Raw genomic sequence first — 12784 nt, 5'->3', positions numbered from 1 at the left:
TACAATGGAATACGTTTACGCTGCACTCATCCTGAACGAATCGGGCGAAGAAATCAACGAAGAGAACCTCACCAACGTGCTCGACGCCGCTGGCGTCGATGTCGAGGAATCCCGCGTCAAGGCGCTCGTCGCCGCGCTGGAGGACGTCGACATCGACGAGGCCGTCGAGCAGGCCGCAGCCGTCCCCGCGGGCGGAGCCGCCGCTGGCGGCGCTGCCGCGGACGAGGGTGCCGAGGAAGCCGACGAGGAGGAAGCCGAAGAAGAGGAAGCCGAGGAAGAAGAGGACGACGACGAGGACGACGCGAGCGGCGAAGGTCTCGGCGAACTCTTCGGCTGAATCGCGGATTCCAGCAGTTCAGTTTTTCTTTCGCGCTATCCAGCCAGCGACGGCGTTCGCGCACCGACCGACCAGCGACGGCGCTCGCTGTGCGAGCGCCGTCGCTGGCCAATCGAGAGAGAATTCGGGCGATTCGAAGGAGATTCGGACGGTTCGAAGGAGATTCGGACGGTTCGAAGGAGATTCGGGGGAGATGCAAACGTTCGGAGGGGGTTCGGACGGTTCGACCGTTTCAGAGCGCGTACTCGTGATACTCGCCCTCGCAGGGCGGCCCGCGGTGAGCGAGAATGCGGCGCTCCTGGAGGTCGATGACGAAGCTCGCGTTGGTCTGGCCGTGTTCGACCTCGGGCGAGGACTCATCGACGTGACTGCAGATGCTCGACGGCTTGCCGAAGTGGTCTCGAAGCCCGCTTCGAATCGTCTCCGAGTCGATGTCGCCCGCGTCGGCCGCGAGGTGCCGGTAAAGGCGCGGTGCCCGGTAGAGCGTGCTCGGCCCGCGCTTCTCGTTGAGACTCTCGACCGCGTCGGACTCGAAGTGGTTCGCGTGCGTGAGAACCCCGTCGTCGGGGTACACCGGATTGACGTGTTCGGGCGCGGCTTCGAGGTCGATGAGTTCGCCCTCCGCGTGGCCGACGAGGACGTTCGCCGAGCAGACCCGGTCGGTCTCCAGAATCGGCCGGAGCGCGTCGTCGTATCGCTCGGCGCTCAGAATCTCGCGGAACCGGACGTGGTACGGCTTTCGGAACTCGTTTCGGCCGTCTCCCGCCGAGATGAGACCGTTGACGGAGAGACCGATTCCGTGTTCGTTGACGCCGATTTTGCCGCCCACGATTCCGGCCTCGGTCATCGCCAGCACGTCGGGCGCGTCGTCCCGCCGGAGTTCCATCAGAAAGAGGTTGTCCGCGATGGACGCGAGCCAGTCCCAGTTCTGGCCCATGTAGGTCGTCCCGTCGGCGGTCGCCGACGGAGCCACGCCGAAGCTCGTGCAACCGTCGATGGGCGACTCGCCGAGTTTCTCCTCGGTTTCGGCGTCGGCGTCCGCTTCCGCGGACGCCTTCCACGCGGGGTAGATGACCTCCCACCGGACGTTGAGCATCGTCACGTCGGCGAGCGGGACGTCGCTCCCGTCGGCGACTCCGCGCATCTCCTCGGCGTACTCGGAGTTCTGGCGCTCGACCACGTCGATGTACTTCTCTGCCTCCCCGCGAATCGCGTCGATGTCCACCCCCTCGTGGGCGAACCGCTCGCGGTAACATTCGACGTTGGACGCGACTTCGTCGGCGAATCGCTCGCCGTGCTCGCGTCCGCGCTCGTACGGCGTCCCGGTCAGCACTACGCGCTCGAACTCGGACATAGGGTGGTGTGCGGCGGGCCGGGAGATAAAGCTTCGAGTGGCGGAAGGTGTGCCCTGTAGTCTCGCTACGAACATTTAAATCCGAAGGCGGGGCCAACTCCCCGCGATGGAGGCCCTCGGCGTTCGACTCGCGCTCGACCCGACCGCGTCAGTCACGGCGCTCGCGTTCGTCCTCGGCGGCGTCGCGCTCGGCACCGCGAGCGGACTCACGCCCGGTCTTCACGTCAACAATCTCGCGCTGTTGCTCGCGTCGGTCGCACCCGCGGTTCCCGGTCCGCCGCGACTCGTGGGTGCGGCGATGCTCGCCGCCGGTGTCGTCCACTCGTTTCTCGACGCGGTGCCCGCGCTCGCGCTCGGCGTGCCCGACCCCGCGATGGCGGTCAGCGCACTTCCCGGCCACCGACTCGTCATCGCCGGACGCGGGAGGGAAGCGATACGGCTCTCGGCGCTCGGAAGCGGACTGGCGGTCGCCTTCGCGGTTCCGCTCGCGGTGCCGGTCACTCACGCGATGACGACCGCGTACCCGACCGTGCGCGCTCATCTCCCCATCGTTCTCGGAGCCGTGACCGCGTTTCTCCTGCTGACCGAGGGCTCAGTCCGGGGCCTCGTCGGCGGCGCGGCGGGCTTTCTCGGAAGTGCCGTTTTGGGCTACGCGACCCTCGACCTCTCGCCCATTGCACCGCTCGACGCCGGAGGGATGCTCACGCCGCTGTTCGCCGGACTGTTCGGCGCGCCGGTCCTGCTCGAAGCCCTCTCGGGGTCGGGCGTGCCCGAGCAGGACGACCCCGCCATCGCGTTCTCGCGGAGAGCCGTCGGAGCGACCGCGCTCGCAGGCGCTGTCGCGGGCGCAGTCGTCGGCTACCTGCCGGGCGTCTCGTCGGCCATCGCCGCGGTCCTCGCGCTCGCAGTCGTCCCGGGTTCGACCGGCGCGCGCGGATTCGTGGTCGCGACAAGTGGCGTCAACACCTCGAACACGATTTTCGCGCTGTTCGCGCTGGCCGCGCTCGGTGCGCCTCGGACGGGCGTAATGGTCGCGCTTCGAGAGGCGAACGCGCCCGTGAATCTCCCGCTTCTACTCGCCACCGCGGGACTCGCGGGAATCGTCGGCTTCGCGCTCGTCCTCGTGGTGGGCGACCGCTACCTCGTGACGGTCGGCGCGGTCGATAACACGCGGCTCTCGGTCGGAGTCCTCTGTCTGCTGGTCGGCGTGAGTTGGCTGTTCGCGGGGTGGGTCGGCGTCTCGGTGTTCGCGGTCGCCACGCTCGTCGGGTCGGTTCCGGCGAGATTCGGCGCGCGAAGGGTCCACTTGATGGGGGTGTTGCTCGGGCCGCTGATGGTCGGCGCGTGATTAGTCTTCGAGAATCCGCTTCGTCCGGCGGTGACGGTCGAGGAACATCGGCTCGAATCCGAGCCATCCCAGCGGGCCGAGCAGACCCCCCACAATCGGGAGTTCGTACTCCACGCGGTCCCTGACGATTGTGGCCTCGTCCGGGGAGTCGGCCGCGGCGTAGAACTGATGAGAGTGTCGCCACGTCGGAAACGGCCCGTCGTCCATCACGTCTTCGAACATCGCGGTCTCTCGGCCCCGGTCCCGACGGGTGATGCGCGAGGTCCACCGCTGGCGCGGTCCGACGTCGAACGGTCGGATGGCCATCCGGATTTCGGTTCCGGTGTCGAGCATCTCGGTCTCGTCGCCGTCCGGCCCGCGGACCGATTCGATTCGGAGGTGCATCCAGTCGGGTGTAAGCCGTTCGAGTCCCTCGATACGGGAGTGGAACTCCCAGACCTCGTCGAGCGGCGCTTCGACCCGGACTTCCCGCTGATAGGTCGGCATTGTCGGAAATTCGGACTCCAACAACCCATTCCTTGTGGTTCACCGTCCCGGGAATTGTCGGGTGATGACAGCCCGCAGGGCAGTTGAATCGCCACATCGAGGGTTTATATCCGGGCGTCTCATGAGGAGCCAGTATGGTTTCGGAGCGCGCGACTCGAACCACCCCGTTCGCCGCGATGGACGTGCTCGAACGGGCCAATCGCATGGACGACGTTGTACACCTCGAAGTCGGCGAACCCGACTTCGACACGCCGCCAGCGGTGACCGAGGCGGCAGTCGCAGCGCTCCGCGCGGGCGAGACCGGCTACACCTCCTCGAAAGGAAAGCCCGAACTCCGGGCCGCGATTTCGGACTACTACGACCGCCGGTACGGCGTGGACGTGGCTCCCGAGCGCATCGTCGTGACCTCCGGGTCGTCGCCCGCGCTCCTGCTCGCGTTCTCGACGCTCGTGGACCCCGGCGACGAGGTAGTCCTCACCGACCCCCACTACGCGTGCTATCCGAACTTCGTCCGCCAGACCGGCGGCCGGATTTCGACCGTCTCGCTTCCGGCCGACGAGGGGTTCCGCCCGCAGGTGAGCGCGTTCGAGCGCGCGGTGGATTCCGAGACGGAGGCCCTGCTTCTGAACTCGCCCGCGAATCCGACCGGCGCGGTCCTCGACGGGACGACGCTCGAAGAGCTGGTCGCGCTCGCCGACCGCGCCGACGCCACGGTCATCTCCGACGAGGTGTACCACGGCCTGACCTACGACGGCGAGGACCACACCGTTCTCGAATACACCGACGACGCCTTCGTCCTCGACGGCTTCTCGAAGCGGTTCGCCATGACCGGGTGGCGACTCGGCTGGCTGGTCGCGCCGCCCGAGTACGTCGGCCACGTCAATCGCATCGCGCAGAACACCCTCATCTGCGCGCCCAACTTCGTCCAGTCGGGCGGCGTCGCCGCACTCGAATCCGGCGACGACTTCCTCGCGGATGTCCGGGACACCTACCGCGAGCGCCGGGACTTCGTCGTTGACGCGGTCGAGGACTGGGGGATGAGTCTGGGCTACACGCCCGGCGGGGCGTACTACCTCCTCGTGGACGTGAGCCACCTGCCGGGAGACTCGTTCGACGCCGCCGACTTCTTCCTCGAAGACGCGGGCGTGGCGATGACGCCCGGCCCGGACTTCGGTGCGAACGCCGCCGACTCCCTCCGAGTGTCGTACGCCAACAGCGAAGCGCAGTTGCGCGAGGCCTCCGACCGGATTCAGCGCGCTTTAGAGCGCGTCGAGCTTTCGGCCGCCGACTGACCATCCACCACGTAGCGATATGTTCGGCGTCCACACGGCGCGTGCTGGCGCGGCGCGGCTGTGTTGCGCCGCGCCAAGGCGCGCGAGGGACGAGTAGCGCAGGCCGAAGGCCGAGCAACGCAGGAGGCTGGGGAGGTGTGAGGCCTGCGGTCGCGGTGCTGTGCGGTCTTTCCTTGGCTCAAGTAGTAGCTAGCGTCTCGATATGAAAGTGATCGTCTAGTACGACAGAAGAGAGTACGACCGAGAGCGTTCGAGACTCCTAATCTGACCCTCCGAACGACCCCTCCATCCCCTACTCGTCACTTCAGGCGTTCCTGGAGAAACGACGGGTGAGCCGCGGTCACGCCCTCGATTTCGAGTATCTTCTCGCTGATGACCTCGCCGACCGCGTCGCCGTCCTCGGCGCGGACCTCGGCCATCAGCATGTGGTCGCCGCTCGACGTGTACAGCGTCTCGATGTCGTCTAAGTCCTTGAGCGCGCGCGTGGCCTCGACGTACTGCTCGCTCGCCACGTCCATGCCGACCAGCGCGATGCTCTGACTCGACAGCTTCTTCGGGTCGACCTCGGCGGAGTAGCCGACGATGACGCCCTCGTCTTCGAGTTTGTCGATGTACTTCCGGACCGTGGGCTTCGAGACGTTCGCCCGGTCGGCAATCTCGGCGTAGGACGCCTGGGCGTCCTGTTCGAGGACCGCGAGAATCCTGTCCTGTGTCGATTGGGTGCTCATTGGGAGAGTATTTACGATACGGGAAAAAATACCTTCCGAATCGGAAAACGGTTTGCACGTGTCCGAATGAGGTGACACGTCTCGGGACGAACCGCGCTCGCCCCCGTGTTGGAAACCGATTCGAAAGCGACTCGTCACGCTCGGGAGGGGTCGTCCCGTCCCCTCCGACTACGTCGCCGCGTCGCGTGACGCAAGCTTTGTATCCGCGGTGGCAGAAGTTACGCTGATGACCGCGTTCTTCGGCCGGCTCGCCGACCGCATCGCCGATATCGACAGCATCGTCTCGGTGGGTCTCGACCCCGACACCGACCGCCTTCCCGACGAAGTCGCCGCCGCCGACCTCCCGCGATGGGCGTTCAATCGCCGAATCATCGACGCGACCGCCGAGCACGCCGCCGTATTCAAGCCCAACGCCGCGTTCTACGAGGACCCCGACGGCTGGCACGCCTTGGAGAAGACGGTGGCGTACGCCCGAGAACAGGGCGTTCCGGTCCTGCTCGACGCCAAGCGCGCCGACATCGGAAACACCTCGCGACAGTACGCGAAGATTCTCGACCGGGTGGACGCCATCACACTCAACCCCTTCCTCGGCCGGGACTCGCTCGCGCCGTTTCTCGACCGCGAGGACGCTGGCTGTTTCCTCCTCTGTCGCACCTCGAACCCCGGCGGCGCGGACGTGCAGAACCTCGAACTCGCCTCCGGTCAACTGGTCTACGAGCGAGTCGCCGACCTCGCGAGCGAGTGGAACGACAACGACAACGTGGGTCTCGTCGTCGGCGCGACCACGCCTGACGAACTCCGGGCGGTCCGCGAGCGCGTTCCCGACCTCCCGTTCCTCGTGCCCGGGGTCGGCGCACAGGGCGGCGACACCGAAGCCGCCGCGAGATATGCGACCGCGGCGACCCCGGCGGGGGACACGAGCGGCGCGGGACTCGTCAACTCCACGCGAGGCATCATTTTTGCGGGCGAGGACTCGGACTTAGACTTCGACGAGGCGGCGGGCGAAGCGGCCGCCGACCTGAAAGCTCGACTGAACGAGTACCGGTGAGGGATGACTGAACGCCTATCGCCGAGAGAGCGCCCGACCCCGTACCGATAGCACTAATCGGGACGAGCGCCAACGACTGACCGTGACTCAGGCATCGGAAGTCTCGGGCCGACCCTTCCTCGCGGGCGCGGCGGTGGTCGTGGTCGCGCTCGCGGGACTGCTCGGCGCGGTCGTGGGCGCGAGCGGACAGGAGCGCGAGGTGCCGATGGAAATCGCGGGCGTCGTCCTGTTCGAGATGACGCCCGTCTCGATGGCGGCGTTCGGGATGGCGGCGACCGCGGGGGTCCTCGCACTTCTGTTCGGTCTCGTGACGGTGGCCGCCCGACGCGACGCCGAACGCAACCCCGACGCCGAGCGATAGTCGTTTTTTCACCCGGTCTTCGGCACGTCCGAGGTACCGCCTCGCGTCGCGTCAAACTCATAGTGATTGCTGTGACTCCCTACCGGGAGGCAGTCACGGCTCGACGGATTCGGCCCTCGATACATAGAATTTCTGGGAAGTGCTGAAAATACGCACAGCAATCACTATCAGACGGTCGGGAGTTCCCACTCGTAGCGAATCGCAAGCAGACGGAGGACGAACACGAATGCGGCGCACACTCCCGCTCCGATTCCGTCGCCGACGCCCGCCGCAGTCACCGCCCAGAACACGACGCCGCCGAGTATCGCGCAGGTCGCGTAGAAGTCCTCCACGAGGACGAACGGGACCTGTTGGAGGAGGATGTCGCTCACCAGTCCGCCGCCGACCCCGGTGATGGTGGCGAGCGTGACCACGCCGAACGCCGTGAGTCCGGCGTCTGCCGCGACCAGCGCCCCGGTCGTCGCGAACGCCGCGAGACCGACCGCGTCGGGCAGCAGCACCACGGAGTGGTCGGTCAGGTCGTCGCCGAGGTGTGCGAGCGCGATTCCCGCGACGACGCCGAGTAGCGCGACGCTCACGTCGGTCGTCGAGCGGAGCGCCACCGGCACGGTGTTCACCAGCAGGTCGCGGGTGACGCCGCCGCCGAGCGCGGTCATCACGCCCAAGACTGCGACCCCGAGCACGTCGAAGTCGGCGTCGATGGCCCGGAGCGACCCGACGACCGCGAACGCGAGCAGGCCGACGACGTTCATCACCCCGAAGGCGTCGATTTCCACGGTTACCACGTCACCCGGACTTCGTCGCCGACCGAGAGGCCGAACGCCTCGTCGCCCCGGCCCCGATTCACCGCGAGTTCGACGTTGCCGTGGCTCCCGACCGTGACGAGGCGGTCGCCGGGTTCGACCGCCGCGTAGGCGCGAGCGACCGGACTTCTCTCTCCGTTCACGGCGACCTGCTCGCGGCCCGCGAGCAGGTCGCCGGGGAGATTCGTGACGACGTTTCCGAAGCCATCGACCACGAGGACTTCGCCGATTGCGGAGTTCTCCTCGGTTTCGGCGTCGAGGTCGGGGGCCGGAAATCGGAGGTCCGCGAAGTCTTGTCGCGGAACGACGCGGTCCAATTCTTCGAGCGACTCGACGCCCGCCTCGTGAACGTCGGCCGCCGCGGGCGCGAACACGTCCCGGCCGTGGAAGGTGGTGCTCGCAGTTTCCGCGTCCTCGTACTCGACTTCGAACACCTCGATTTCGGCATCAGTCGCGCTCGTATCCGTCGCGCTGGCGTCGCCCGCGTCTGCGGGCGACGCCAGCGCGCGGGCCGCCGGGAGCAGAACCCCGTTGTCGGGGCCGACGAGCGCGTGGTCGCCCGCCCGAACCGCGAGCGCGGCGCGGTCGGTTCCCACGCCGGGGTCCACCACGACGAGGTGGACGGCGGGCGGGAAGTACGGCAGGACCTCCCGGAGCCAGAACGCCGCGGTTCGCACGTCTTGGCGGGGGAAGTCGTGAGCGACGTCCACGAGTCGGGCGTCGGTTCGCTGGAGTATCACGCCCTTCATCGCGGCGGGGTAGGGCGTCCCGAAGTCCGAGGCGAGCGTTATCATGGGCGAGCGTTGGTACGACTTCGTGTAAAAGGTTGAGTTCGAATCCGGGGGTAGTGCTTCGGGAAACGTTCGACTCATCCCAACCGGTGGAACAACCCACTCAGCGTCTGCGCGAGCGAAGCGAGTGCAGGCTCGTCGGACCGTGGTCCGACGGTGCGAGCGCAGGCTCGGAAGACGCGGCTCGTCTTCCGGCGCGTGCTGGCGGGACGCCGCAGTTTGGCGTCCCGCCTTCTTCGCGCGAGGGATGAGGACCGCAGGGAGAAGCGGAGCGACGACCGAGGACCGCAGTCGGTTGGGGAGGGTGTGGCCGTCGCGGTTTCTCATTTGTGGAGTGTGAGCAGGACGCTCTGATGGTGAATGTAAGGTTATAGATTGTAGACGACACAGAAGCGTCCTGCTCACACGTCACCTAGAAGAACCGCACCGCAACCGCGACGGCCACGTCCTCCCCAGCCGACTCCCTCACTCCCTCCGGTCGCTCAGTCGTCCCTCGCGCGTTTCTCGCGCGCCGAGTTCACTGGTCGGTGCCCCTACGAACCCCGTCTACTCCCCGTTGCTGTCCGAGTCGCTCACGCGCTGGATGCGCTCGATGCCGTCGATTTCCCCGATTACGTCCACCACCGGGTCGGGGACGAGGCGCTCCCAGTCTTTGCCGTCTATCATGCGCTCGCGGACCTCGGTCCCCTCCAAGACGTGGCGGTTGAACATCGGGGATTGGTGAACCTCGACGCCCGCCTCCTTGAACAGTTGGATGACGAGGGGGTTGTTGGAGTACGCCACGTCGAAGTCCGGACTCATGCTCTGGACGTGGCTGACCCAGACCGAGTTTCGGTCCAGGTCCTCGATGGGAACTGCGTAGGTCACGAGGTCCGAATCGACCAGCGACTTGGTTATCATCATGATGCGCTCGCCCGCCGTGAACGGGTCGTGCTGGCTGTGTGAGTCCCCGGCGCTCCCGATGCCGAGGACGAGTTCGTCCACGTCCTCGGCGATGCTCTGGACCACGTTGTGGTGGCCGTTGTGGTAGGGTTGGAACCGCCCGATGTAGAACCCGCGGGTCATACGTGACGTTGCGCGGGGAGGTTTTATAAGGGTGGCGAGTCGCGGTATTCGGCCGAAACACTCGTTTCGGGGCGTCTCAGGGCGAATGAAGCCACACGGCTCCGCAAAGTCGGAGGGAGAAAGTATATCAGTTCTCCTGCCCTCCATTCGGATACGTACAGGACAGTTCTATGAGTAACGATACCGATACCGACGCTCCGTCGAGGGAGAAAGCCCGCGAACGGGAGCAGACCCGCGAGCAGGAGCAAACCCACGAGGAGGAGCAGACCCGCGAGCAGGGGGGCTCGGAGTTCGAAGACCTCGGTACCGATGTCGCACCCGACATCGTAGACGAGGAGGTCGCCGAGGGCGACCTGCTCGGCGGCTTGGACATCGAGACGACCGACGAAATCGAGATTCCGGACCGACTGGTGGACCAAGTCATCGGACAGGACCACGCACGCGACGTCGTCCAGAAGGCGGCGAAACAGCGCCGTCACGTGATGATGATTGGCACGCCCGGCACGGGCAAGTCGATGCTCGCAAAGGCGATGAGCGAGCTGCTGCCGAAAGAGGACTTGCAGGACGTGCTGGTCTACCACAACCCGGACGACGGCAACGAGCCGAAGGTTCGAACCGTCCCCGCAGGAAAGGGCGAACAGATAATCGACGCGCACAAAGAAGAGGCCCGCAAGCGCAATCAGATGCGGTCGTTCCTGATGTGGGTCATCATCGCCGTCGTGGTGGGGTACGCGCTCCTCATCGCGGGGCGACCGCTGCTGGGAATCGTCGCGGCCGCCGTCGTCTACCTCGCGTTCCGCTACGGGTCGCGGGGAAGCGACGCGATGATTCCGAATCTGCTGGTCAACGCCGCCGACCAGACCACCGCGCCGTTCGAGGACGCCACGGGTGCCCACGCGGGCGCGCTGCTCGGCGACGTGCGCCACGACCCGTTCCAGTCCGGCGGGATGGAGACCCCGAGCCACGACCGCGTCGAACCGGGGGCCATCCACAAGGCCAACAAGGGCGTGCTGTTCGTGGACGAAATCAACACGCTCGACATCCGAACCCAGCAGAAGCTGATGACCGCGATTCAGGAGGGCGAGTTCTCGATTACGGGCCAGTCCGAGCGCTCCTCGGGCGCGATGGTCCAGACCGAACCCGTCCCGTGTGACTTCATCATGATTGCGGCCGGGAACATGGACGCGATGGAGAACATGCACCCCGCGCTCCGCTCGCGCATCAAGGGCTACGGGTACGAGGTGTACATGGACGACACCATCGAGGACACCGCCGAGATGCGCCGGAAGTACACCCGGTTCATCGCCCAAGAAGTCGAGAAGGACGGCCGCCTGCCCCACTTCTCGCAGGAAGCGGTCGAGGAGGTCATCCTCGAAGCCCAGCGCCGGTCGGGCCGGAAGGACCACCTCACGCTCAAGCTTCGGGACCTCGGCGGACTCGTCCGGGTCGCGGGCGACATCGCCCGCGCCGCGGACAAACCCCAGACCGAGCGCAAGGACGTGCTTCAGGCCAAGCGCCGGAGTCGCTCCATCGAACAGCAGGTCGCCGACGAGTACATCGAGCGCCGCAAGGACTACGAACTCACCGTCAACCAAGGCGACGTCGTCGGTCGGGTCAACGGTCTCGCGGTCATGGGCGAAGACTCGGGTATCGTCCTGCCCGTGATGGCGGAAGTCACGCCCTCGCAGGGGCCGGGCAACGTCATCGCGACCGGACAGCTCAAGGAGATGGCCGAGGAGTCCGTCCAGAACGTCTCGGCTATCATCAAGAAGTTCTCCGACGAGGACATCTCCCAGAAGGACGTTCACATCCAGTTCGTCCAGGCGGGCCAGCAGGGCGTGGACGGCGATTCGGCGTCGATTACGGTGGCCGCGGCGGTCATCTCCGCACTCGAAGAAATCTCGGTCGAGCAGGACCTCGCGATGACGGGGTCGCTGTCGGTCCGGGGCGACGTGCTCCCGGTCGGCGGCGTGACCCACAAAATCGAGGCCGCCGCGAAGGCGGGTCTCGACCGGGTCATCATCCCGAAGGCCAACGAGGACGACGTGATGATAGAGGCCGAGTACGAGGAGCAAATCGAAATCATCCCCGTCAGCCACATCAGCGAAGTCCTCGAAGTCGCCCTCGCGGGCGAACCCGAGAAGGACGGGCTCGTCGACCGCCTCAAGAACATCACCGGCTCCGCCCTCGAACGGCAGGTCGGTCGGTCGGGCACCGGCAGTCCCAGCCCGCAGTAAGCGCACTTCGCGACAATCGAGTCGCGGATTTTTCAGTTCTTTCGACCGGCGAGCTACCGCCCCCGTCAGCCACTCTCACGCGCCGGGAAACGTCGGTACCTCTTTTAGGTGACGTGTCGTAGTATCGAACATGGGTTTCAAAAAGAGCCTCGTAAGCGGTATCGTCGCGTTCGTCGTCGCAACGCTCGCCGTCCGCGCGGTCGGTGGTGAACGGTTTAGCACGAAAATCGGCGTCGTGACCGGTCTCTCGGTCGCGGTCAGCACGCTGCTGTCGGGCGGAGAGGACGACGAAGCCGAGCAGGTCGCCGAATCGGTCCCCGCGAACTGAGCCGAGTCCGCCGCTTTTTGCCGCGTGCAACGCCGCGTAGCCGAAGGTGAGCGACGCGACCGACCGGAACGAATCGGCGAGACTTTTCTCCCGGCGCCCCAACCGCCGGGCATGGAAACTCTCGGCGACCTCGTGGCGCGCGAGCGCAGAGGCGACGACCCCGCGCTCGTCGCTCCGCGCGGAAATCGGGCCTACGACTACCACCGATTCTGCACGACCGCGTGGAAGACGGGCAACTTCTTTCGGCGGGTGGGCGTCCACGAGGACGCGACCGTCGCGGTCGCCGACGACCCCGCGCCGGAAGCGATTTTCGCCCTGCTCGGGGCGGCCCTGCTCGGCGCTCGAACCGAATTCGGGGAGTCGGGCGACCGCGACGCGCGCGTCGCGGTCGCCCCCCGCGACGACATCGGAGGCTATCACCTTCCGCCGGGCGGCCAGCGGGTCGCCTACGGCGGCCCGCCCGACGACCCCGCGATTCACCACTTCGAGCGCGACGTGTGGAGCGAGAACCCCGCGTTTCCCGAGACGCCACTCGACCCCGAGACGGTCGCGGGCGGGGCCCCCGGGGACGGCCCCGCCCCCGCCCAATAACCCCCGGGGGGTGGG

14 protein-coding genes are annotated in these 12784 nt (G+C 66.6%); 8 read left to right on the top strand and 6 right to left on the bottom strand.

Features of this window, described 5'->3' with window-relative positions:
* The first annotated feature begins 4 nt into the window (after positions 1–4).
* The gene (gene rpl12p, locus EKH81_RS11085; RefSeq protein WP_132057523.1) at positions 5–337 is read left to right on the top strand and encodes a 50S ribosomal protein P1; all 333 of its coding nucleotides are present in this window, start codon (positions 5–7) and stop codon (positions 335–337) included.
* A gap of 232 nt (positions 338–569) precedes the next feature.
* Here rpl12p and EKH81_RS11080 read toward each other — a convergent pair whose 3' ends face one another.
* Positions 570–1691, bottom strand: a complete 1122-nt coding sequence (locus EKH81_RS11080) for a C45 family autoproteolytic acyltransferase/hydrolase (protein WP_162224604.1) — start codon at positions 1689–1691, stop codon at positions 570–572.
* A gap of 106 nt (positions 1692–1797) precedes the next feature.
* On the opposite strand from EKH81_RS11080, the gene EKH81_RS11075 reads away from it, so the two are divergent.
* Positions 1798–3039, top strand: coding sequence for a tripartite tricarboxylate transporter permease (locus EKH81_RS11075; protein WP_132057521.1), 1242 nt, complete (start codon positions 1798–1800; stop codon positions 3037–3039).
* On the opposite strand, the gene EKH81_RS11070 is transcribed toward EKH81_RS11075, so the two are convergent.
* Positions 3040–3525 carry an SRPBCC family protein gene (locus EKH81_RS11070; RefSeq protein WP_132057520.1) on the bottom strand — a complete coding sequence of 162 codons (486 nt, stop codon included), beginning with the start codon at positions 3523–3525 and terminating at the stop codon, positions 3040–3042. It lies immediately after the preceding gene.
* Between the two features lie 134 nt (positions 3526–3659).
* Between EKH81_RS11070 and EKH81_RS11065 the strand changes: the two genes are divergently transcribed.
* On the top strand, positions 3660–4817 hold the full coding sequence (locus EKH81_RS11065) for a pyridoxal phosphate-dependent aminotransferase (RefSeq protein WP_132057519.1): 1158 nt from the start codon (positions 3660–3662) through the stop codon (positions 4815–4817).
* A 299-nt stretch (positions 4818–5116) separates the two neighbouring features.
* Here the strand turns inward: EKH81_RS11065 and lrpA1 are convergent, their stop codons facing one another.
* Positions 5117–5545, bottom strand: a complete 429-nt coding sequence (gene lrpA1, locus EKH81_RS11060; RefSeq protein WP_132057518.1) for an HTH-type transcriptional regulator LrpA1 — start codon at positions 5543–5545, stop codon at positions 5117–5119.
* Positions 5546–5771: 226 nt separating this feature from the next.
* Between lrpA1 and pyrF the strand changes: the two genes are divergently transcribed.
* Positions 5772–6593, top strand: coding sequence for an orotidine-5'-phosphate decarboxylase (pyrF, locus tag EKH81_RS11055; RefSeq protein WP_132057517.1), 822 nt, complete (start codon positions 5772–5774; stop codon positions 6591–6593).
* Between the two features lie 82 nt (positions 6594–6675).
* Complete coding sequence (locus EKH81_RS11050; protein ID WP_132057516.1) at positions 6676–6954, top strand: DUF7520 family protein; 279 nt, start codon at positions 6676–6678, stop codon at positions 6952–6954.
* Positions 6955–7121: 167 nt separating this feature from the next.
* Here the strand turns inward: EKH81_RS11050 and EKH81_RS11045 are convergent, their stop codons facing one another.
* The 3 genes from EKH81_RS11045 to EKH81_RS11035 form a co-directional block, all read right to left on the bottom strand.
* Positions 7122–7706 carry a trimeric intracellular cation channel family protein gene (locus tag EKH81_RS11045; protein ID WP_132057762.1) on the bottom strand — a complete coding sequence of 195 codons (585 nt, stop codon included), beginning with the start codon at positions 7704–7706 and terminating at the stop codon, positions 7122–7124.
* A 26-nt stretch (positions 7707–7732) separates the two neighbouring features.
* The gene (locus EKH81_RS11040) at positions 7733–8551 is read right to left on the bottom strand and encodes an SAM hydrolase/SAM-dependent halogenase family protein (protein ID WP_132057515.1); all 819 of its coding nucleotides are present in this window, start codon (positions 8549–8551) and stop codon (positions 7733–7735) included.
* 543 nt (positions 8552–9094) lie between these two features.
* Complete coding sequence (locus EKH81_RS11035; RefSeq protein WP_132057514.1) at positions 9095–9613, bottom strand: nicotinamide-nucleotide adenylyltransferase; 519 nt, start codon at positions 9611–9613, stop codon at positions 9095–9097.
* Positions 9614–9783: 170 nt separating this feature from the next.
* On the opposite strand from EKH81_RS11035, the gene lonB reads away from it, so the two are divergent.
* From lonB to EKH81_RS11020, 3 genes are all read left to right on the top strand, one after another.
* Positions 9784–11850, top strand: coding sequence for an ATP-dependent protease LonB (gene lonB / locus EKH81_RS11030; protein ID WP_132057513.1), 2067 nt, complete (start codon positions 9784–9786; stop codon positions 11848–11850).
* 130 nt (positions 11851–11980) lie between these two features.
* Complete coding sequence (locus tag EKH81_RS11025; RefSeq protein ID WP_132057512.1) at positions 11981–12178, top strand: hypothetical protein; 198 nt, start codon at positions 11981–11983, stop codon at positions 12176–12178.
* Positions 12179–12289: 111 nt separating this feature from the next.
* Positions 12290–12769, top strand: coding sequence for a hypothetical protein (locus tag EKH81_RS11020; protein WP_162224603.1), 480 nt, complete (start codon positions 12290–12292; stop codon positions 12767–12769).
* The last annotated feature ends 15 nt before the right edge of the window (positions 12770–12784 follow it).

Source organism: Halorussus amylolyticus (assembly GCF_004143485.2).
In the GTDB taxonomy this organism is placed as follows: domain Archaea; phylum Halobacteriota; class Halobacteria; order Halobacteriales; family Haladaptataceae; genus Halorussus; species Halorussus amylolyticus.
The sequence above is the reverse complement of the archived record's forward strand: the minus strand, read 5'-3'. Positions and strand labels throughout refer to the sequence as shown.